General features: G+C 70.9%; 19 protein-coding genes. 12 read left to right on the forward strand and 7 right to left on the reverse strand.

Features of this window, described 5'->3' with window-relative positions:
• Positions 1–132: 132 nt before the first annotated feature.
• Entirely contained in the window at positions 133–1560 is a 1428-nt protein-coding gene (locus Vlu01_RS01425) for a UDP-glucose dehydrogenase family protein (protein WP_203991467.1), read from the reverse strand.
• A gap of 250 nt (positions 1561–1810) precedes the next feature.
• Between Vlu01_RS01425 and Vlu01_RS01430 the strand changes: the two genes are divergently transcribed.
• Positions 1811–2974, forward strand: a complete 1164-nt coding sequence (locus Vlu01_RS01430) for an acyl-CoA dehydrogenase family protein (protein WP_203991481.1) — start codon at positions 1811–1813, stop codon at positions 2972–2974.
• A 57-nt stretch (positions 2975–3031) separates the two neighbouring features.
• Here the strand turns inward: Vlu01_RS01430 and Vlu01_RS01435 are convergent, their stop codons facing one another.
• Positions 3032–3685 carry a hypothetical protein gene (locus Vlu01_RS01435; RefSeq protein ID WP_203991484.1) on the reverse strand — a complete coding sequence of 218 codons (654 nt, stop codon included), beginning with the start codon at positions 3683–3685 and terminating at the stop codon, positions 3032–3034.
• Between the two features lie 23 nt (positions 3686–3708).
• On the opposite strand from Vlu01_RS01435, the gene Vlu01_RS01440 reads away from it, so the two are divergent.
• Complete coding sequence (locus Vlu01_RS01440) at positions 3709–4230, forward strand: acyl-CoA thioesterase (RefSeq protein WP_203991486.1); 522 nt, start codon at positions 3709–3711, stop codon at positions 4228–4230.
• A 183-nt stretch (positions 4231–4413) separates the two neighbouring features.
• Positions 4414–6396 carry an acetoacetate--CoA ligase gene (locus tag Vlu01_RS01445; protein ID WP_203991501.1) on the forward strand — a complete coding sequence of 661 codons (1983 nt, stop codon included), beginning with the start codon at positions 4414–4416 and terminating at the stop codon, positions 6394–6396.
• Positions 6397–6792: 396 nt separating this feature from the next.
• Here the strand turns inward: Vlu01_RS01445 and Vlu01_RS01450 are convergent, their stop codons facing one another.
• Positions 6793–7503: a TIGR03089 family protein gene (locus tag Vlu01_RS01450; protein ID WP_203991503.1), complete on the reverse strand. Its 711-nt coding sequence runs from the start codon at positions 7501–7503 to the stop codon at positions 6793–6795.
• A gap of 150 nt (positions 7504–7653) precedes the next feature.
• Here Vlu01_RS01450 and Vlu01_RS01455 point away from each other — a divergent pair, with 150 nt between their 5' ends.
• Positions 7654–8799, forward strand: coding sequence for a glycosyltransferase family 4 protein (locus Vlu01_RS01455; RefSeq protein WP_203991506.1), 1146 nt, complete (start codon positions 7654–7656; stop codon positions 8797–8799).
• 7 nt (positions 8800–8806) lie between these two features.
• Here Vlu01_RS01455 and Vlu01_RS01460 read toward each other — a convergent pair whose 3' ends face one another.
• The 3 genes from Vlu01_RS01460 to cofD all read right to left on the reverse strand — a co-directional run bounded on the left by Vlu01_RS01460 (position 8807) and on the right by cofD (position 11520).
• On the reverse strand, positions 8807–9406 hold the full coding sequence (locus Vlu01_RS01460; RefSeq protein WP_203991643.1) for an NUDIX hydrolase: 600 nt from the start codon (positions 9404–9406) through the stop codon (positions 8807–8809).
• Between the two features lie 81 nt (positions 9407–9487).
• Positions 9488–10576: a coenzyme F420-0:L-glutamate ligase gene (locus tag Vlu01_RS01465; RefSeq protein ID WP_203991509.1), complete on the reverse strand. Its 1089-nt coding sequence runs from the start codon at positions 10574–10576 to the stop codon at positions 9488–9490.
• Positions 10573–11520, reverse strand: a complete 948-nt coding sequence (cofD, locus tag Vlu01_RS01470) for a 2-phospho-L-lactate transferase (protein ID WP_203991513.1) — start codon at positions 11518–11520, stop codon at positions 10573–10575. Before cofD ends, Vlu01_RS01465 begins: the two co-directional genes overlap by 4 nt.
• A 97-nt stretch (positions 11521–11617) precedes the next feature.
• Between cofD and Vlu01_RS01475 the strand changes: the two genes are divergently transcribed.
• The 3 genes from Vlu01_RS01475 (at position 11618) to Vlu01_RS01485 (ending at position 16377) form a co-directional block, all read left to right on the forward strand.
• On the forward strand, positions 11618–12802 hold the full coding sequence (locus Vlu01_RS01475) for a hypothetical protein (RefSeq protein WP_203991515.1): 1185 nt from the start codon (positions 11618–11620) through the stop codon (positions 12800–12802).
• Between the two features lie 72 nt (positions 12803–12874).
• Positions 12875–15457 carry a bifunctional FO biosynthesis protein CofGH gene (locus tag Vlu01_RS01480; RefSeq protein ID WP_203991526.1) on the forward strand — a complete coding sequence of 861 codons (2583 nt, stop codon included), beginning with the start codon at positions 12875–12877 and terminating at the stop codon, positions 15455–15457.
• Positions 15458–16119: 662 nt separating this feature from the next.
• Positions 16120–16377: a WhiB family transcriptional regulator gene (locus Vlu01_RS01485; protein WP_013731688.1), complete on the forward strand. Its 258-nt coding sequence runs from the start codon at positions 16120–16122 to the stop codon at positions 16375–16377.
• 144 nt (positions 16378–16521) lie between these two features.
• Here Vlu01_RS01485 and Vlu01_RS01490 read toward each other — a convergent pair whose 3' ends face one another.
• A complete protein-coding gene (locus tag Vlu01_RS01490; protein ID WP_203991529.1) occupies positions 16522–16971 on the reverse strand; it encodes a metallopeptidase family protein in 450 nt (149 codons plus the stop codon).
• Positions 16972–17123: 152 nt separating this feature from the next.
• On the opposite strand from Vlu01_RS01490, the gene Vlu01_RS01495 reads away from it, so the two are divergent.
• From Vlu01_RS01495 to Vlu01_RS01515, 5 genes are all read left to right on the forward strand, one after another.
• Positions 17124–17501, forward strand: coding sequence for a DUF3499 domain-containing protein (locus tag Vlu01_RS01495; protein ID WP_203991533.1), 378 nt, complete (start codon positions 17124–17126; stop codon positions 17499–17501).
• 445 nt (positions 17502–17946) lie between these two features.
• A complete protein-coding gene (locus Vlu01_RS01500; RefSeq protein WP_203991548.1) occupies positions 17947–18735 on the forward strand; it encodes a helix-turn-helix domain-containing protein in 789 nt (262 codons plus the stop codon).
• The gene (locus tag Vlu01_RS01505; RefSeq protein ID WP_203991551.1) at positions 18726–18932 is read left to right on the forward strand and encodes a DUF397 domain-containing protein; all 207 of its coding nucleotides are present in this window, start codon (positions 18726–18728) and stop codon (positions 18930–18932) included. The genes Vlu01_RS01500 and Vlu01_RS01505 overlap by 10 nt, the downstream gene beginning before the upstream one ends.
• A 140-nt stretch (positions 18933–19072) precedes the next feature.
• Positions 19073–20257 carry a polyamine ABC transporter substrate-binding protein gene (locus Vlu01_RS01510; protein WP_203991554.1) on the forward strand — a complete coding sequence of 395 codons (1185 nt, stop codon included), beginning with the start codon at positions 19073–19075 and terminating at the stop codon, positions 20255–20257.
• A 1-nt stretch (position 20258) separates the two neighbouring features.
• Complete coding sequence (locus Vlu01_RS01515; protein ID WP_203991557.1) at positions 20259–21410, forward strand: ABC transporter ATP-binding protein; 1152 nt, start codon at positions 20259–20261, stop codon at positions 21408–21410.
• Positions 21411–21415 lie beyond the last annotated feature (5 nt).

A 21415-nucleotide genomic window follows, 5' to 3' on the forward strand; every position in this document is an offset into this window, starting at 1 on the left:
AAGCGGGCCGGGAATTCGACAGTTGTCGGCGGGTCAAGCGCCAACATCACCAGACGACGCGATCAACGGCAACCCGCTCGGACCCCTGAGGGGCATGGCGCCGAAGCCGGCCGCGAACGGCGCCGCAAGAGCTCAGGGGCGCCCCATGCCCCGGTACTCCCAGCCGGCCTGGGTCCACAGTGCCGGATCGAGGCAGTTGCGGGCGTCGACCACGCGGCGGCCGGCGACGAGGTCGCCGAGGAGGCTGGGGTCGGCGTTGCGGAAGTCGGCCCATTCGGTGAGAACGCAGACGAGGTCGGCGTCGGTGACCGCTTCGGCGATGTCGGGTTCGTAGGTGAGTTCCGGTACGGCCCGACGAGCGTTGTCCATGCCCTCGGGGTCGTAGACGTGGACGTCCGCGCCGGCCTTGTGCAGCAGAGCGGCGACGGAGAGGGCAGGGGCGTCGCGTACGTCGTCGGTGTTGGGTTTGAAGGTGGCGCCGAGTACGGCGATGCGGGTGCCGGACAGGTCGGGGCCGGCGGGCCCGGACCGACGGCCGAGCAGGTCGGCGGCGAGTTGCAGGACTCGGGTCCGGCGACGCAGGTTGATCAGATCGACTTCGTGCAGGAAGCGCAGGGCTTCCCCGGCCCCGAGTTCCTGGGCGCGGGCCTGGAAGGCGCGGATGTCCTTGGGCAGGCAGGCGCCGCCGAAACCGAGACCGGCCTGGAGGAAGCGGTTGCCGATGCGCGGGTCGTAGCCGATGGCGCGGGCGAGTTGGGTGACGTCGCCGCCGGAGGCCTCGCAGACCTCGGCCATCGCGTTGATGAAGGAGATCTTGGTGGCGAGGAAGGCGTTCGCGGCGACCTTGACCAACTCGGCGGTGGCGAAGTCCGTGACGACCAGGGGTACTTCGCGGTCCTCGGTGGCGGCGAGGTCGAACACACCCTTGTGCGCGGCGTAGAGCATGCCGTTGGCCCATTCGCTCTTGACGCCGACCACGATGCGGTTGGGGCGGAGCACGTCGTCGACGGCGAAGCCCTCCTGGAGGAACTCCGGGCTCCACGCCACCTCGACACCGAGGTCGGCCGGGGTGTGCTTGCCGACGAGCTGTTCCACCCAGTCGGCGGTGCCGACCGGGACCGTGGACTTGCCGACGATGAGCGCCTTGCGGGTCAGGTGCTGGGCCAGGCCGGTGACCGACGCCTCGACGTACGACAGGTCGGCGCCCATCCCGTCGGCCCGCTGCGGGGTGCCGACACAGATGAAGTGCACGTCACCGAATTCGGCGGTCTCGGCGATGTCGGTGCTGAACCGGAGCCGCCCGGCGGCCAGGTTGCGACGCAGCAACTCGTCGAGGCCGGGCTCGTGGATCGGCACCTCGCCTGCGTTGAGCTTGGCGATCTTGTCCGCGTCGACGTCGAAACCGAGTACCTCGTAGCCGAGTTCGGCGTAGCAGATGGCGTAGGTCGCGCCAAGGTAGCCGGTGCCCAGGAAGGTGACCCGCGGCCGGGAGGCGCCCGAGGGCGGCGTGACCGCTGCGATGGCGGGCACCGGCTGGGTGTTCGGGTACGGGATGGTCACGCCTGTCTTCTCCGCTCGCACTGGCGCCGCGTGGCTGCGTCGCGTTCCGCTGCGGCGCCAGGGCCGGGCGCCGGAGAGGTGGTTTCGTCTGCTGGTTCCATCATCGCTGAGCGGCGTCGGGCTTCGTCATGGCCCAGCCTACGCGCCGGTAACATCACCTGAGCTGTGGTCGTTATCCTTCAGTCTGCGCGGTGGACGTCCAGGTGACGCTACAGACTGCGCATGATAGCGGTGAAGGGGAGGGGCTGACATGGCCGCAGAGCAGTCGTTCGACGCGTACCGCCTGCCCGAGGAGCACGAGGCGATTCGGGAAGCCGTACGTGAGGTCTGTGCGGCCAAGGTGGCTCCGCATGCCGCCGAGGCCGATGAGACCGGTGAGTTTCCGAAGGCGTCGTACGACGCGCTACGCGCCGCCGACTTCCACGCCCCGCACATCCCGGTCGAGTACGGCGGGGCGGGTGCGGACGCACTGGCCACGGCGATCGTGATCGAGGAGATCGCCCGGGCCTGCGCCTCATCGTCGCTGATCCCGGCGGTGAACAAGCTGGGCACCATGCCGCTGTTGCTGGCCGGCTCCGACGAACTCAAGCGTCGCTACCTGACGCCGGTCGCCAGCGGCGAGGCGATGTTCTCGTACTGCCTCTCCGAGCCGGAGGCCGGCAGTGACGCCGCCGCGATGACCACCCGAGCGGTACGCGACGGCGATCACTGGGTGCTCAACGGCGTGAAGCGTTGGATCACCAACGCCGGTGTGTCGGAGTTCTACACCATCTTCGCGTCGACCGACCCCACCGCCCGGTCCCGGGGGATCTCCGCCTTCGTGGTCGAGAAGTCCGATCCGGGGGTCAGCTTCGGTGCCCCCGAGAAGAAGCTGGGCATCAAGGGCTCGCCGACCCGCGAGGTCTACCTGGACAACGTCCGGATCCCGGCGGACCGGATGATCGGCGCCGAGGGCACCGGCTTCGCCATCGCGATGAAGACCCTGGACCACACCCGGGTCACCATCGCCGCGCAGGCCGTCGGCATCGCCCAGGGCGCGCTGGACTACGCCAAGGGGTACGTCGCCGAGCGCAAGCAGTTCGGCAAGGCGGTCGCCGAGTTCCAGGGCGTGCAGTTCATGCTCGCCGACATGGGCATGAAGCTGGAGGCGGCCCGGCAGTTGACGTACGCGGCGGCCGGCCGGTCGGAGCGGGGCGACGCCGATCTGACCTACTTCGGCGCGGCGGCCAAGTGCTTCGCCTCGGACGCCGCGATGGAAATCACCACCGACGCGGTCCAGCTGCTCGGCGGGTACGGCTACACCCGTGACTACCCGGTCGAGCGGATGATGCGCGACGCCAAGATCACCCAGATCTACGAGGGCACCAACCAGGTGCAGCGCATCGTGATGGCCCGCCAACTGCTCAGGGGCTGACCGCCGTCACCTCCGCCCGTGCGCTCGCCGGGCGGAGGTGACCAACAGGCTGCCGGATCAGTTGGTGGCGTCGTCACGTCGGGGCAGGTTGCCCGGTGGAGCTGACCAGGGCGAGCCACCTCCGGTACGCCGGGGCAGCGGCTCGGTGGGTGTCGGATCCGGGTCCGGATAACCCAGGCTCAGCGGCTCGGTGTCGCGTTCCGCCGACGGGGTCGTTGACCAGTCGGTCAACGTCGGGTCCGGTGTCGACTTCTCGGGCGTCGCCGGCACCGGCTGTGGCACCGTGGTCGGCCAGCGGCGCCAGCGCTGCCCGCTGAACGTCGCGATCAGCAGCAGCATGCCGATCAGGAAGAGCGTTCCGTTCTCCACCGGCAGCCGGAGCGGCAGCGGGTCGCCGAGGAACTCCCAGCCGGACGGGATGCGCTCCCGTACCCGGAACGGCGCGATGAACAGCCCGACGTACGGGGTGACCAGTAGCAGCCCGGCCACCAGCGGACCGAGCGGTGAGATGCGCAGCGTGCCGAGCAGACCCAGCACGATGCCGCCGACAGCGAGGTATACGGCCGGTTCGATGAGGTTGGCCGTGTTGGATGTGCCGATCTCCACCCACCGGTTGACGGTGCCTGCCGACCCATCCTGGCCGAGGGTGACCAGCACCCAGGTGACCGGCACCACCACCAGCCCTGCGAGGAAGCTCCACAGATGTCGCATCCGCGCACCGTACCGTTTCCGGCATGACCGAGCACCCCGCCACCACACTGCCGGGTAAACCGACCTCGTACTCCCGGGTGACCCTCAGTCGGATCATGACCGCAGTCGACGTGAACCTGTACGGAACGGTGCACGGCGGGGTGCTGATGAAGTTCGTCGACGACGTGGCCGGCGCGGCGGCGGCGCGGCACAGCGGCGGCACGGCGGTGACCGCCGCGATCGACGAGATCGTTTTCTCCGAGGCGGTCCGGGTGGGCGATCTGGTGCACGCGTACGCCCAGGTGAACTGGACCGGACAGACCTCGATGGAGGTCGGCGTACGGGTGATGGCCGAGCGCTGGGACACCGCCGACGAGTTGCCGGTGCGGGTGGCCACCGCGTACCTCGTCTTCGTCGGGGTCGAGGTGGGCGGAGCGCCCCGGCCGGTGCGGCCGGTGCTGCCGGAGACGCCGGAGGACGAGCGACGTTGGCGCGAGGCGGAGATCCGCCGCGCACACCGGCTGGCCCGCCGTCGCGCGATCCAGGCGGCCCGCAACGAACCCTGAGGCCTTGCGACCTGATTCGTGGGTCTTCCCCGCGTCACGGCCACACTGGTCGGCTGCGGGGGATGTGGTCTGGGCACATGCGCCCGCCGGGCGCGGGTGCGGAGAATGACGCTTCGAGGTAGGGCAAGATGGCGCCACGGCCCACCGCACAGCGTCGTGCCGGGCCAGGGGAGGAGTGGACCAGTGACGGACGTGCTGTGGACGCCACCGACGGACGTGCTCCAACGGTCACGGATCGGGGTTTACCTGCGGTGGCTCGCCGAGCACCGGGGGTTGACGTTCGCCGACTACGACGCCCTGTGGCGGTGGTCGGTCACCGACCTGGACGGTTTCTGGCGGTCGATCTGGGACCACTTCGAGGTCGTCGCGCACACTCCGCCCACCGCCACCCTGGCCGACCGGGACATGCCGGGTACCCGGTGGTTCCCCGGTGCCACCCTGAACTACGCCGAGAACGTGCTGCGGATGCCGGGCCGGGCCGACGACGAGCCGGTGGTCGTGGCACACGGGCAGACCCGGGCACCGGTCACCCTCAGCGCCGGGCAGGTGCGCGAGCAGGTCCGCCGGGTCGCCGCCGGGCTGCGTCGGCTCGGCGTCACCACCGGCGACCGGGTGGCGGCGTACGCGCCGAACATCCCGGAGACGTACGTGCTGATGCTGGCCACCGCCAGCCTCGGCGCCATCTTCTCCTCTTGCGCGCCGGAGTTCGGCACCCGCAGCGTCACCGACCGGTGGCAGCAGATCGAGCCGAAGATCCTGGTTGCCGTCGACGGCTACCGCTACGGCGACAAGCCGGTGGACCGGCGGGCCGAGGTGGCCGCGATCCGGGCCGCGCTGCCGACGCTGCGGCACACCGTCTCGATCCCCTACCTCGATCCCGACGGTTCGTCACCGGACGAGGCGCTGGCCTGGGCGGAGCTGGCAGCCGAAACCGACGAACCGTTGAGTTTCACCCCGGTGCCGTTCGACCACCCGCTGTACGTGCTCTACTCCTCCGGCACCACCGGGCTGCCCAAGCCCATCGTGCACGGCCACGGCGGCATCCTGCTGGAGCACCTGAAGATGCTCGCCCTGCATCACGACCTGGGCCCGACGGACCGGTTCTTCTGGTTCACCACCACCGGCTGGATGATGTGGAACTTCCTGGCCTCCGGGCCGGCGGTCGGCGCGGCGATCGTGCTGTTCGACGGCAACCCGGGCCACCCCGACCTGAGCGCGATGTGGCGGCTGGCCGAGCAGACCGGCACCACCTACTTCGGCACCTCGGCACCGTTCCTGTTGGCCTGCCGTAAGGCCGGGCTCGTCCCGCGTGAGATCGCCGACCTCTCCGCGCTGCGCGGTCTCGGCTCCACCGGCGCGCCGCTGCCCGCCGAGGGCTTCACCTGGGTGTACGACACGGTCAGCCGCGACCTTCAGCTCCAGTCGCTGTCCGGCGGCACCGACGTCTGCACCGGTTTCGTCGGTGGTGTCCCGCTGCTGCCGGTGCACGCCGGTGAGATCACCTGTCGGGCCCTGGGAGCCAAGGTGGAGGCCCGCTCGCCGGACGGCACCCCGGTGATCGGTGAGCTGGGTGAGCTGGTGATCACCAAGCCGATGCCGAGCATGCCGGTGGGCTTCTGGAACGACCCGGACGGGGTCCGCTACCGGGAGGCGTACTTCGATGTCTATCCCGGTGTGTGGCGGCACGGCGACTGGATCACCATCAACGCGCGCGGCGGCTGCGTCATCACCGGCCGCTCGGACGCCACCCTGAACCGGGGCGGGGTACGGCTCGGCACCGCCGAGTTCTACTCGGTCGTGGAAGGGCTGGACGACATCGTCGACTCGGTGGTGGTGCACCTGGAAGACGACGAGGGCGGCGCCGGTGAGTTGCTGCTGTTCGTGGTGCTCGCGGAGGGGCTCTCCCTCGACGACGAGCTGCGGAAGAAGATCTGCCGCGAGCTGCGGACGTCGTTGTCTCCCCGGCACGTCCCCGACGAGATCCACCAGGTCCGGGCGGTGCCGCGCACCCTGTCCGCGAAGAAACTGGAGGTGCCGGTGAAGAAGATCCTCACCGGGACTCCGGTCGATCAGGCCGCCGCCAAGGGTGCTCTCGCCAACCCTGACTCCCTGGCCGCCTTCGCCACCCTGGCCCAGCACCGCGCCCCGCAGCACCCCGCCACCTGACAACCCCTTGCCAGTTCCACCCGGTCGGCGGCTCCCCTCCCCTCCCCTCACCTCACCTCACCTCAACTCGCCTCACCTCACTGAGCGTGCCGCCGCCGCCCACCACCCCAGCACCCCTCCGCGCCCTTTGCTCTGCTTCAACCCACGCAACGGTTACCCTCCGCAGCTTCGGACGCCTGCCTGTCACCGCGCGCCAACCACGTCGGTCCAGCTCAGCCGGTTGTGCGTCGGTTGAAGCAGAGCAAAGCGTCGAGGTGGGTAGGTCCGCCCCTGCCGGCACGGCAACGGTGGGTAATTGTCACTAACGGTGATGTGGGAGGTGGTGGCAGCTGGGAGGACGTCTCTTTGACCGGGTCGCCCCGGTCAGGCCGTCCTCAGCCGGGCTGGCCGGGAGGTTCAGCTCAGGGTGCGGGTGACCCGCTCCGTCGCCTGACGCTCGGCCAGGCGAGCCGGATCCAGATGGGCGCAGAGCACCAGGGTGGCGCCCACGGTGAGCGGAGCCAGCAGCCAGTCGAGCGGGTCCGGGTGCCGGTCGACGTCCACCAGGAGCCGGTCGCCAGCGGAGATGCCGAGCTCGGCGGCGCGGGCGGCGGCCCGGTCGCGCAGCGCGCCGTGGTCGGGACCACCCGGCGGGTACGCCGTGAAGTGGTCGCCGTGCGCGCGTACCTCGGTGACGTAGTCGGCGAAGCCCGCCGGGACCTCCCGCAACGGCAGCGCGAACGGGTGCAGCGCGAGCGCGTACCGCTCATCCGCCGACCAGGCGTCAGCCTCCGCGACACGGTCGGCGGCAGCGAAGAGTACGTCCACGTCGCCGGGGCGTTCCGCGACCGTCAACCCGGCCGGTCGCACCGTCAACCCGGCGGACCAGCAGCCGAGCAGCACGGCTGCGCTCTGCCAGTGCGGTGGCAGCAGCACCGCCGCGGTGCCACCCGGCCCGAGGGCCAGTTCGTCGACGAGCAGGTTGGCCGTCTTGGCCACCCAGTTCGCCAGCGTGGCACCGGAAAGCTCGGTGCGTTCGCCGGTGGCGTCGTCGTACCAGGTCAGCAGCGGACGGTTCGGGTCGGTCGCGATCGCGTCGGCGAACACCCGGGCAATGTTGTCGGCCATCGACGCGAACGATACGCGCCCGGCGTCCGTATTCGATGACAGCGACAAGTCGGCGTACCGTCGGGTCGCAGTCAGCGTCCGTACCCGACTCCGGCGTAGGCTTGCCGGAGTGTTGTTCCCCACAGTCCTGCCACTGCAAGGAGTCGCCCTGTGACCGCCGGCCGTCCGCCCCGCGTGCTCATCGACGCCACGAGTGTTCCCGCCGATCGCGGTGGCGTCGGTCGATACGTCGACGGCCTGCTCGGCGCCCTTGGCAAGGTGTGCGGATCGGCGGTGGACCTGGTCGTGGTCAGCCTCCGCACCGATCTGGAGCGGTACCGCCGGATGCTCCCCGACGCGGAGATCATCCCGGCTCCGGCGGCGGTCGCGCACCGGCCCGCCCGGCTCGCCTGGGAGCAGACCGGCCTGCCCCTGCTCGCCCAACAGGTCGGCGCCGAGGTTCTGCACGCACCCTTCTACACCTGCCCGCTGCGGGCCGGTTGTCCGGTGACCGTGACGGTGCACGACGCGACGTTCTTCACCGAGCCGGAGCACTACGACAAGTCCCGCCGTACGTTCTTCCGCAGCGCCATCAAGACCTCGCTGCGACGCGCGGATCGGGTGATCGTGCCCAGCAAGGCCACCCGCGACGAGCTGATCCGGCTGCTGGACGCCGACCCGACCAAGATTGACGTGGCTTACCACGGCGTCGACCACGATGCCTTCCACGAGCCCAGTGACGAGGAGAAGGCCCGGGTTCGCGCCCGCCTGGGGCTCGGCGGCAGCAGCTACGTCGCGTTCCTCGGGGCCAAGGAGCCCCGCAAGAACGTGCCGAACCTGATCCGGGGCTGGGCCCGAGCGGTCACCGACCGGCAGGACCCGCCCGCGTTGGTGGTGGCCGGCGGGCAGGGACACGACGACGACATCGACCGCGCGGTGGCCGAGGTGCCCTCGCACCTGCGCCTGCTGCGTCCCGGCTACCTGCGCTACGGCGACCTGCCCGGCTTCCTCGGCGGGGCGCTGGTGGCCGCGTACCCCTCCTACGGCGAGGGGTTCGGACTGCCCATCCTGGAGGCGATGGCGTGCGCCGCCCCGGTGCTCACCACCCCCCGGTTGTCGCTGCCCGAGGTCGGGGGCGACGCGGTGGCGTACACCAGCGAGGACGCTGACCAGATCGCCGTCGACCTGAGCGCGCTGCTCGACGACGAGCCGCGCCGGTTGTCGCTGGCCAAGGCGGGCTTCGACCGGGCGAAGGAATTCACCTGGGGGTCCAGCGCCGAGGTGCACATCGCGGCGTGGACCAGGGCGCGGGCCTGAGGCAGGCTCAGGAAACGGGGTGCGGAGAGGCTCGTCTGAAGGCTGCCAGGCCCGGGGTGACGAGCCGGGCCGTGCCGCCGGCCAGCGGCTGCGGTAGGTGCTCCGGTGGGAACCAGCCGAGCGCCTCGGACTCCACGCTGACCCGTTCCGTCGCTCCCACCGGAGCGAACACGGCGAAACGCACGTCGTGGTGCAGCGACCCACCCTGGCAGGCCACCGGGTGCACGTCCACGTCGATCGGCGTCGGATCGATCGACAGACCGGTGATGCCGGACTCCTCGGTGGCCTCCCGCAACGCCGCGCCGGCCAGCGTCCGGTCGCCGGACTCGCAGTGACCACCCAACTGCACCCACTTGTGGAACTTTCCGTGCAGGCAGAGCAGCACCTGGGTGCCGGTCGCGTCGAACACCAACGCGCTGGCGGTGACGTGACCGGCCCGGTGTTCGCGGCTCATCGCGATCGGCCCGGCGCTGAGCAGATCGAGGGTGCGGTCGGTGGCCTCCGCCGCGTCCGGGCTGGTCGGCGTCCAAGCGGTGAGCACCGCGACCGCGTCGGCGTGCAACACCGTCCAGCCGTCCGCGTCGCCGCGCGGGGATTCGTCCACCATCGGGGGCGTCGACAACTGTTGCTCCTATCGTCCGTGCCAGCGTACGGGTGCTGGTGGGTACGCCGGCGCGGTGTGCGCGGGTCAGAGGGCGAGGGTGGCGGCGGCGGTGGTGCCGTTGGGTGGGGGGAGGAGTTGGGTGGGGACGTCGACCGCCGCGAGGGCGGTGCGCAGACGCTGCACGTCCGTGCCGAACCGGACCAACTGGACCGGACCCACGGGGGTGGGCGGTGAGCAGAGCACCAGGCCGGTGGCACGGGCCGGCCAACCCGGCACGATGGCCGCCAGCGCGTGGCGTACGTCATCGTCGGTGACCTGGGTGAAGACGGTGCCGGGCGCGATCACGTCGACGATCGAGGCGATCGCCCGGTCGACGGCGGCCGGGTCGGCTGCGGCTTCACCCGGGCGGTCCGGCAGGGTGGCGGCGGCCGCCAACCCGGCCGCCGTCGCCTCGGCGGTGCCGAGCGAGAACAGGTCCATCGAGGCGTCCCGGACGAGGACGCGGGCCCCCTCACCGTCGCCCGTCAGCGGCGGCGTCAGGTAACCGCGGATCACCGCGACCGGCATCTGGTCGCACTTCCCCTTGATCAGCTCGCCTGCGGCAGCGAGTTCGTCGACCACCGCCATCTGCGTGAGCACCAGCTCGTTGCCGTACGGGTCGACCTCGCCCCGGTGGTCGCGGATGGCGTCCATCCCAGCGACGCCGAGGGCCACATCGGTCAGCCCGTTACGCCAGGGGCGACCCATGGTGTCGCTGACGACGACCGCGACGTCCACGCCGTACCGTTCGCGCAGACCGGCGCGGAGCGCGCGGGCCGAGGCGTCCGGGTCCACCGGCAGCAGCACCAACCGGGTCTTGTCGACGTTGGAGGCGTCGATTCCGGCCGAGGCCATCACGAAGCCGTGGTGGGTCTGCACGATCCGGGTCGGACCGCGGGAGGCCACCACGCGGGCCGTTTCCGCCGCCAGCACCTCGTCCCGGACGGTCTGCCGGTCCGGGCCGTCAGCGGGTACGTCGACCAGCCGTCCCTCGGCCTTCGAGATGATTTTGCTGGTCACCACCAGCACGTCCCCGTCGCGCAGCCACGGTGCCGCGCTTCCGATCAGGGCCGTCAGGTCGTCGCCCTCGGTCACGTGCCCGATGCCGGGCACCGGCAGGATCTCCAGTCTCACGTCAACTCCACCGCGGCACGGACCATCGCCGCCGTCGCCGCCTCGTCGGTCATCAGCAGCGGCACCGCGCGGACCGTCACGTCCGGCACCAGTGTTCCGGCGTCCTCCTCGGCCACCAACCAGCCGTCGAGCAGACCACCGGCGGCCCGGCTCCCGTACAGCCCGCCGACCCCGCCAGCGGTGCACTCCACACCGACGACCGCCAGGCAGCGGTCCGCCATGCCGCGCACCGGCGCACCGCCGATGATCGGCGAGACGCCCACCACCGGGGCGGGACTGGTCGTCACCGCCTCGCGCAGGCCCGGCACGGCCAGAATCGGCGCGATGCTGACCACCGGGTTGCTGGGTGCCACGAGCAGCACGTCGGCCCCGGCGATCGCCTCCGTCACGCCGGGTGCCGGCTTCGCCGACTCCGCGCCGACGAAGACGAACCGGTGGGTCGGGATCTCCGCCCGGTACCGCACCCACCACTCCTGAAAGTGGATCGCCCGCTGGCCACCGTCGAGGTCGGTGACCGCGTGCGTCTCCAGGCGGTCGTCGGTCGCCGGCAGCAGGCGTACGCCGGGCTGCCAGCGGGTGGCCAGCGCCTCGGTGACCTGGTGCAGCGGATAGCCGGCGTCAAGCATGGTGGTGCGTACCAGGTGGGTGGCGATGTCCCGGTCACCCAGCCCGAACCAGCTCGGCTCGGCACCGTACGCCGCCAGCTCGTTCTTGACCGTCCAGCTCTCGTCGACGCGCCCCCAGCCCCGCTGCGGGTCGGCACCGCCGCCGAGGGTGTACAGCACGCTGTCCAGGTCCGGGCAGATCCGGAGCCCGTGCAGCCGTAGGTCATCGCCGACGTTGACCACCGCGGTCACCTCGGCGCCCACCTCGCGGGCGTACGCCCGCACCCCCAGCAGGAACCGGGCACCGCCGATTCCGCCGGTCAGAACCACGATGCGCATTCGTCCATCCTCGCCTACGTGACGCCTTCGGCAGCCACGCGCCCCGGGAGACTAGGCTCACGTCGGCCTCTGTCCGCTTTCGCCCCAGGGAGAGTTCGTGACCAGCCCCGCCGAGCCGCCACCCACCGACCCGACCCCGGCCCGACAGGTGACCGGACCGTTGCGTGAACTCATCGCCCTCGTGCTCCTTGGCGCGAACGCCGTTCTCCTCTTCGTGGGGTTGATCCGGCTGTTGACCCCGCAGGGCGCCTACAGCACGGTGACCGGGCGTGCCGGCAACTCGTTCTTCGCCTTCATCGGCGTGGAGGCGGTCGTCCTGCCGGTGCTGGCGGTGCTGCTGGCCACGCATCTGGCCCCGGTCGCCGGGCGGGCGAAACTGATCACGCAGGTGGCTTTGATCGAGTATGCGGTCAGTACCGTGCTCGGCGGTCTGACCCTGCTGATCTGGGTGGTCGGCCGGCTGGCCGAAGCGCAGCTCTTCGACGCCATGACCGGTCTGCTCATCCGGATCGCCTGGGTGGCGCTGTTCGCGGCGGCGGCGTACGTGGTGTGGAGCGTCTGGCAGCGGCTTTACCACGTGCCGCGTCCCAAGTCCGAGCCTGGCCTGTACGGCACGCCGCAGCCGGGCTGGCCGCAGCCGCCGGGTGGTCCGGGTCAGTTCGGTGGCCAGCCTGGTCACCAGGGCGGCGGTTGGGCACAGCCTGGCCAGTCGGGCGGCTGGCCGGGTGCCGACCGCCCCGGCTATCCGGCCGGCTACGCCGGTCAACCGGGTGGGGGTCAACCGAGTCACCCCGGCTCCGACCAGCCCGGCGGCTACCCGGCAGGCAGCGCGACGCACGGCCAGCCGGGCTGGCCGACCGCCGGATCACCTTCCGCAGGCGGGTCACCTTCCGCCGGAGGGCCGCCCGAGTCGCCGCACACCTGGCCGCCGCACGGGCAGCCGGCGGTGCCACCGCCATCGACGGCGCCGTCCTCCCCGGCCGCACCGCCGTCCTCCCCGGCCGCACCGCCGTTCGGACAACCGGCCTCGGCCGACCCGACGCAGAGCATCCCGCGCCAGGGCGACCCGGCCGGGAACGACCCGCGCCAGAGTGCCGAGCCGACCCAGGCCATCCCGCATCGGGGCGCAGAGCCGACCCAGGCCATCCCGCATCAGGCAGCCGAGCCGACCCAGGCGATTCCGAGATCGGGTGACGGTGACGTCGACCGGTCGACTCCTCGGTCGGGGGACGGGGAGGCCGACCGTACCCAGCGGATCGACCCGGGCGACCAGTCGAGCTGAGCGAGGGTCGTCAGCACGTGCGGTTGCCCACGGGCGGGGGCCGGACCGGACCTCAGCGCTTAGGCTGAGCGGATGGTTGATCAGAGCGAGCGCGGGTCGGGTGACGGGGGCGTCCGGCGGGCTCTGCGCCGCGCCGCCACCGGGCGGGCGCTCGACGTCGACGAGGCGTCGACCCTGCTGACCGCCCGGGGCGCGGCGCTGGAGGAACTGCTCGGCATCGCCGGTGCTATTCGTGACGCGGGTCTGCGGGACGCTGGTCGGCCCGGCGTGGTGACGTACTCGAAGAAGGTTTTCATCCCGTTGACCCGGCTCTGCCGGGACCGCTGTCACTACTGCACGTTCGCCACCGTGCCGCACCGGCTGCCGGCGGCCTTCCTCGACCGCGACGAGGTGCTGGCCATCGCCCGCGCCGGTGCGGCGCAGGGTTGCAAGGAAGCCCTGTTCACCCTTGGCGACCGGCCGGAGGAGCGCTGGCCGGCGGCCCGGCAGTGGCTGGACGAACGCGGCTATGGCTCCACTCTGGATTATCTCCGGGCCTGCGCCGTGGCGGTGCTGGAGGAGACCGGTCTACTGCCGCACCTGAACCCGGGTGTGCTCTCCTGGGCGGAACTGCAGCGGCTCAAGCCGGTGGCACCGAGCATGGGGATGATGCTGGAGACCACGGCCACCCGGCTGTGGTCCGAGCCCGGCGGCCCGCACTACGGCTCCCCGGACAAGGAACCGGCGGTCCGGTTGCGAGTGCTCGACGACGCTGGACGCGTCGGCGTCCCGTTCACCACGGGCGTCCTGATCGGCATCGGCGAGACCCTCACCGAACGGGTCGACGCGATCTTCGCGATCCGGCGTACGCAGCGTGAGTACGGCCACCTCCAGGAGGTGATCGTGCAGAACTTCCGGGCGAAGCCGGACACGGCGATGCGCGGGATGCCCGACGCGGAGCTGCACGACCTCGCGGCCACCGTGGCGGTGGCCCGGGTGCTGCTGGGCCCGAAGGCCCGTATCCAGGCGCCACCGAACCTGATCGCCGGCGAGTACGACCTGCTGCTGCGCGCCGGCATCGACGACTGGGGCGGCGTCTCGCCGGTGACCCCGGACCACGTCAATCCGGAACGCCCCTGGCCGCAGCTCGACGACCTGGCGGCCCGCACCGCGGCGGCCGGCTTCACCCTCCGCGAGCGTTTGACCGTCTACCCGGAGTACGTCCAGGCCGGCGAACCGTGGCTGGACGCCCGGCTGCTGCCCCACGTGACCGCGCTGGCTGACCCGGCGACCGGGCTGGCGGTCGAGGCGGCCCGTCCGGTGGGCCGGCCGTGGCAGGAGCCGGACGAAACCTTCGGCGGGCGTACCGACCTGCACGCCACCATCGACACGACGGGGCGCACCGACGACCGCCGGGGAGACTTCGACCACGTCTACGGCGACTGGGCGGAGGTCGCCGCGAAGGCGGCTGTGCCACCGGCACGAGCGGGTGGCGAGAATGCTCCGGAGGCGGCGAAGGCGGTGGGCGGTGCCGACGCTGGTCGGCCGGTCGGTGTCGACGCCGGAAACGCCGACCTGCGGGCCGGATTGCGGTTGGCCGCCGACGACCCGGCGGCCCTGCTGGAGCCCCGGCACACCGATGCCGCGCTGGCGTTGTTCGGCGCGGACGGACCGGCCCTGGACGAGCTGTGCCGCATCGCCGACGAGCTGCGTCGCTCCGCCGTCGGTGACGACGTGACCTACGTGGTCAACCGCAACATCAACTTCTCCAACGTCTGCTACGTGGGCTGCCGGTTCTGCGCCTTCGCCCAGCGGGAACGGGACGCCGACGCGTACCGGCTCTCGGTGGAGCAGGTGGCCGATCGGGCGCAGGAGGCGTGGGACGCCGGTGCCGGCGAGGTCTGCCTGCAGGGTGGCATCGACCCGAAGCTGCCGGTGACGATCTACGCCGATCTGGTCCGAGCGATCAAGGCCCGGGTGCCGGAGATGCACGTGCACGCCTTCTCGCCGATGGAGATCGTCACCGCCGCGGCCAAGGCCGGCGTGTCAGTGCGGGAGTGGCTGACGGGACTGCGCGAGGCGGGACTGGACACCATCCCGGGGACTGCGGCGGAGATCCTCGACGACGAGGTGCGCTGGGTGCTCACCAAGGGCAAGTTGCCGACCGCCGCCTGGGTCGAGGTGGTCAGCACGGCCCACGAGCTGGGCATCCGGTCCAGTTCGACGATGATGTACGGCCACGTCGACCACCCGGCGCACTGGTTGGCGCACTTCCGGGTACTGGCCGGGGTGCAGGACCGTACCGGCGGGTTCACCGAGTTCGTGGCGCTGCCGTTCGTGCACACCAACGCGCCGATCTACCTCGCCGGCATCGCCCGGTCCGGGCCGACCTGGCGGGAGAACCGGGTGGTGCACGCAATGGCGCGGGTGCTGTTGCACGGCCGGATCGACAACATCCAGTGCTCCTGGGTGAAGCTGGGTGACGCCGGTGCCGCCGAGCTGTTGCGGAGCGGCTGCAACGATCTGGGCGGCACGCTGATGGAGGAGACGATCTCGCGGATGGCCGGATCCGACAACGGGTCGGCGCGTACCGAGGAGCAGTTGCGGGCAATCGCTGCGGCGGCCGGCCGGCCGGTGCGGAGGCGTACGACCGCGTACGGTCATATCGCGGCCTGACGGACGGCACCTACCGCTTCGAAATGCACCATCGGAACAGGCAGTTCCACAGTGCTGCCTGTCCGAACCGTCCGACCGATGTGTGTACCGTGTGGTGAGACAGCGACGCACCGGCCTGATCGACCATTGTCACCGGCCGCAGGTCGCCGGATTCGCCTTGCGAACCAGCTTGACCACCTCGACCGGCTGGCTCGCCCGACCCTGTTCCACCCGCGTCCCGTCCACATTGTGGGCTGGACGTGGTCGTTGTTCGCCCGCTCGGCGAGCAGGGTTGGCGAAGTCGGGATAACCTTGCGCATCAAGATCAACGGATCTTGGTGGACGGCTTCTCCGGCGTCGGCGCGAAGCCCGATCACTCCTGCGGCGCTCGGCGCGCCACGGGAGAAAACTCGGGCAACTCGCCGGGGAGGGCGTTACTCGGCCGGGGTCTGAATCGATAGGGCAGGGCGAGACCGGGTGGTGCGAACGGCCGCCCGGGACGCGTGTCGGGAGGGCGACTCCATTATCAAGTTTGGCTTGACGGCGCACGCATTACACGCGTGTAATTTGAATGGGGTTGTTCGCACGGAACGCACGATAACGGGACGGGACGGACAAAGCACGCCTTTCGCGTGGGGGGTTGCAGCGGCGACGACGCCGGTGCGCGACAAGGAGGCAACTGAATGGACGGCCAGCTCGAGGCGGCCGACCTGCTCGGAAACGCGCCGGAGTGGCAGGAGCGGGCCCTGTGCTCGCAGACCGACCCGGAGGCGTTCTTCCCCGAGAAGGGCGGCTCGACCCGCGAGGCGAAGCGCATCTGCTCGCGGTGCGAGGTCAAGACGGAATGCCTCGAATACGCTCTCGGCCACGACGAGCGGTTCGGGATCTGGGGTGGGCTCTCCGAACGGGAGCGGCGCAAGCTCAAGCGCCGGGCGGCCTGACCGGACGTGGGGCGGGACGGTTGGGGGGCCGTCCCCATCCGGGTCGGCCCGGGGTGGCCGGCTGAGGCCTGTCGGCTGGGGTCGCCGGGCTGGGGTGCTGGGGTCGCCGGGCTGGGGGCTGCCGGGCTGGGGTGGCGGTCGCGATCAGGCCAACTCGTCCGGATCGACGCCGAGCAGGTTCGCCACCTGCTCGATGATCACATCGTGGACCAGGTCGGCGAGATCCTCGCGGTCCATGGCCCGGAACTCCAATGGCCGCCGGTACAGCACGATCCGGGGCGGCATCTCCTGGCGGCCGGGTCGACCGGGCAGCAGCCGGGCCAGCGGCACCTCGCCGTCCTCCAGCACATCGGAGTCGTAGACGTTCAGGTCGGGCGGGACGTCCTCGACGGCGAACTCCACCCCGGCCAGTTCCTTGGCGAACCGACGTTCCAGCGTCTCGACGGTGTCCAGCACCAGGTCGTCGAAGATCTCCGCCTTGGTCCGTGCCAGCGGCACGGTGGCCGGCACCAGCCGCCCGCGCAGACCGCGTCCATGCCGGTCGCGGTGCGCGCGCCGGCCGGTGCCGGGGCGGCGGTGTTCCGGGCTCGTCATGAGCCAAAGCGTAGCTTCCGGTCCGCTCCGGGCCGCGTCAGCGCCGACCACCTGGCGCGTTGCGGCACCAGCCAAGAAATGTGATCACCAAGACGGGCGTGTCGTAACGCGAACCGGTGCGCCGGAGCCGGTAATGGAGATACCCTGCGCCGGTGAGGTCACCACGGCGCTGCTCCCGCAACGGCTGCCCCCGGCAAGCGGTCGCCACGCTGACCTATGTCTACAACGAGTCGACCGCCGTGGTGGGCCCGCTTGCCGCTTTCGCCGAGCCGCACACGTACGACCTCTGTGAGCCGCACGCCCGGAGTCTGACCGCTCCGCGTGGCTGGGAAGTGGTCCGGCACGAGGGCGAGTTCGAGCCGCCGCCGCCCACCACCGACGACCTGGTGGCTCTCGCCGAGGCGGTCCGCGAGGCCGCCCGCCCCGCTCCCCGTCCGCCCCAGGACGACCAGAACCACCCCACCCCACCCCCCGGTTCCTCCTCCACCTCCCGCCGCGGCCACCTCCGCGTGATTCCCCCCACCCACTGACCCCCCGAAGGTCGACCCCCTGCCCGCCCTGTTCGGGTTGATCAAGACGTTTCCGTCGCGATTCCAGACCTCTGGCGATCAAAGCTCTTGATCACGAGGGCCGTCGACGGTGGTGTCGTGCGAGCCAGGTCCGGCGGCCGGGGTTGGGTAGCTCGTGCGCGTCCTTTGCTCTGCTTCACCGGACGCACAGCATTCCAGCGCAAACCGTTGCGTGAGTTGAAGCAGAGCAAAGGACGTAAGGACGTAAGAGTAGGCCCGGCCGGACCGGACCGGACCGGACCGGACCGGACCGGGGCGAGGGGCGCCGCCAGGGCATTTCGGGGGCAGTTGAAGAGCACCTCGGATGCGCGAAACAGGTCCGGGCGCAACACGCCGACAGGAGGCCGACATGGCGACTCCGGGTGACTAGCGTGCGCCGGAGTGTGACGCGAGTCGGGAGGGTGCGATGGGCAACGGAGTGGTGGGCAACGAGGCGCTGCGGGTGGCGATGGCGGACCGGGGCGAGACGGCCGAGTCCCTGGCCGGGAAGGTGGGTGTCGATCCGAAGACGGCCGCTCGCTGGCTGGCGGACGGCCGGATTCCGCACCCACGGACCCGGATCGCCGTCGCCAATCTGCTCGGGCGCAAGGCCGCCGAACTCTGGCCGGAACCGTTCCGCCGCCGCGATCTGCCCTGGTTCCGGGCGTGGGCGGAACTGGAGCAGGATGCCCGGTCCATCCGGTCGTACGAGCCGCTGCTCGTGCCGGGTCTGCTCCAGACCGAGGCGTACGCCCGATCGGTGCTGGCCACCGGTGGCCTGGTGTCGCCGGCGGAGGTGGAGGAGATCGTGGCGGCGCGGTTGGCGCGGCAGCGGGTGCTGGAGCGCGAGGTCCCGCTCCAGTTCGTGGCGGTGATCGACGAAATCGTGCTGCGGCGGCCGGTGGGCCACGATCCGGGCGTCATGGCTGGGCAACTGGCACATCTGGCGGAACTGGGCGAGCGGGAGCACGTCCAGGTCCGGGTGATTCCGGCGGAGAACCCGTGGCACACCGGCCTGGCCGGGCCGTTCGTGCTGGCCCGGATGCCCGACGGTGCGGAGGCGGCCTATCTGGACAATCAGCTGCGCGGTCAGGTGGTGACCGACAGTGCCGACCTTGCTAGCCTGGGCGCGAGGTGGGAGAGCGTCACCGGTGAGGCGTTGCCCCGCCGACGGTCCATCGAGCTGATCAGGGAAGTGGCGACGACATGGAGATGACCGGCGCCCGCTGGCGCACCGCCACCCGCAGCAGCAACAACGGCGGCAACTGTGTCGAGGTGGCCGACAATCTGCCCGGCCGGGTCCTGGTGCGCGACAGCAAGGCCCGCGACGACGGCACCCTGGCCTTCACTCCCGACGCCTGGCGGTCCTTCGTCGCCGCCACCGCGCAGGCTCCCGCGCTGCCTCAACCGTAAGGTCAGCGCCTCGGTCGACGGCACTCCGTCGACCGCGACGCACTCATGTCAGGATCAGGCGTCCTTCGCCACTGGCCCTTCCGCCTTTCTCACCGGCGTGCCCACCCCGCCCGCCGATGATGATCCTCGATGGGAGTCACATGCGTCGTGTCCTGCGGCCCCTCACCCGGCGTGGTCTGCTCTCCGGCACCCTCGGCTCGGCCGCCCTGCTGGTGGCCGGCGGCACGCTCGCCGGCTGCGGCACCCCCGCCGGGCAGCAGACCGAACAGGGGTGCGTCAGCGAGGACCTGTCGGGCTCGGAGAAGACGCTGACCTTCTCCAACTGGCCGCAGTACCTGGACGTGGACTCCGACGACGAGTCGAAGCGTCCCAGCCTGGACGGGTTCGTCCGCGAGAGCGGCATCCAGGTGACCTACACCGAGGACATCAACGACAACAACGAGTTCTTCGGCAAGGTGCAGCACCAGCTCGCCGCCTGCCAGAGCATCGGGCGCGACATCATGGTGCTCTCCGACTGGATGGCCGCCCGGATGATCCGCCTCGGCTGGATCCAGAAACTCGACCCGTCGAAGCTGCCGAACGTCGAAGCCAACATCCTGCCGTCGCTGCGGGGCCGCTCCTTCGACGTCGACAACCAGTTCGCCATTCCGTGGCAGTCCGGCCTCGCCGGGCTGGCCTACAACGGCCGGGTCACCGGAGAGATCCGTACCGTCGACGAACTGCTCACCCGCCCCGACCTCAAGGGCAGGGTGACCGCGCTCAGCGAGATGCGCGACACCATGGGCCTGCTGCTGATGTCCAACGGTCACGATCCGGCGGCGTTCACCCCAGCCCAGTTCGACGACGCGCTGCACAAACTCCAGCGGGCCGTGGATTCCGGCCAGATCCGCCGCTTCACCGGCAACGACTACGCCCCGGACCTGGCCAAGGGGGACGTCGCCGCGTGCATCGGCTGGTCCGGCGACATCATCCAGCTCGGCTTCGACGACGAACGGATCACCTTCGTGGTGCCTGACTCCGGCGTGCTGCTCTGGTCGGACAACATGCTGGTGCCGAACCGGGCCAGCCACCGAGCCAATGCCCAGGAGCTGATCAACTACTACTACGACCCGGCCGTCGCCGCCCGACTCGCCGCCTACGTCAACTACATCTGCCCGGTCCAGGGGGCGCAGGCCGAAATGGAGAAGATCGATCCAGAGCTGGCCGCGAATCCGCTGATCTTCCCGGACGAGACCATGCTCGCCAAGGCCCGGGTCTTCATGACCCTCGACGAGCAGCAGGAACGCGCGTACGAAACCAAGTTCCAGCAGGTCATCGGAGCCTGACATGACGCGGGAGACTCCGGCCGGCGACCTGACGCTGGCCAACCTCACCAAGACGTTCGGCAGGCGTACCGCCGTCGACGACCTGAGCCTGACGATCCCGCAGAGCTCGTTCTTCGCCCTGCTCGGCGCGTCCGGCTGCGGCAAGACCACCACCCTGCGGATGATCGCCGGCCTGGAGACACCGACCAGCGGGCAGGTGCTGCTCGGCGACCGTGACATCGCTCGGCTGCGGCCGTACCGGCGACCGGTCAACACGGTGTTCCAGAGCTACGCGCTCTTCCCGCACCTGGACGTCTTCGAGAACGTCGCCTTCGGGCTGCGGCGGCGCGGCATCCGCTCGGTCGGCGGGCAGGTGCGGCAGATGCTGTCCCTGGTGCAGCTCGACGGGTACGAGCGGCGACGACCCGCCCAGCTCTCCGGTGGCGAGCAGCAACGCGTCGCGTTGGCCCGGGCACTGATCAACCATCCGCAGGTGCTGCTGCTCGACGAGCCGCTCGGCGCGCTCGACCTCACGCTGCGTCGCCAGATGCAGGTCGAACTCAAACGGCTCCAGGCCGAGGTCGGCATCACCTTCGTGCACGTCACCCACGACCAGGAGGAGGCCATGACGATGGCGGACACGGTCGCGGTGATGAACGCCGGCCGGATCGAGCAACTCGGCGCACCGGCTGACATCTACGAGTTCCCGGCGACCGCCTTCGTGGCCAGGTTCCTCGGCCAGTCGAACCTGATCGCCGGGGACGTCACCGGCGGCAGCGGGGACGATCTGCTGGTCACCGCGCAGGGCGCGCGGTTCTCGGTGCCCGCCGGCCGGTCCCGCACCGACCGGGGTCCGGTCTTTCTGGGCGTACGCCCGGAGAAGCTGCACCTGGCCACAGCGGCGCTGCGGGTGCCGGCCGGACACCAGCACCTGGACGGCACCATCACCGACGCCTCCTACCTTGGGGTGAGCACCCAGTACCTGCTGCGTACCGCCGGGGGTGTCGAACTGAGCGTCTTCGTCGCCAACAGCGGCGACCAGCAGCGCTTCGCGATCGGTGAGCGGGCCGTGGCGTACTGGAATCCGCGGCACGCCTTCCTGCTCGGCCGCCGTGCCGAGACACCGGATCCGACCGCGCCGGTGGCGGGCGAGCCGGTCGGTGTGTCCGCATGAGCGGG

Source organism: Micromonospora lutea (assembly GCF_016863535.1).
In the GTDB taxonomy this organism is placed as follows: domain Bacteria; phylum Actinomycetota; class Actinomycetes; order Mycobacteriales; family Micromonosporaceae; genus Micromonospora; species Micromonospora lutea.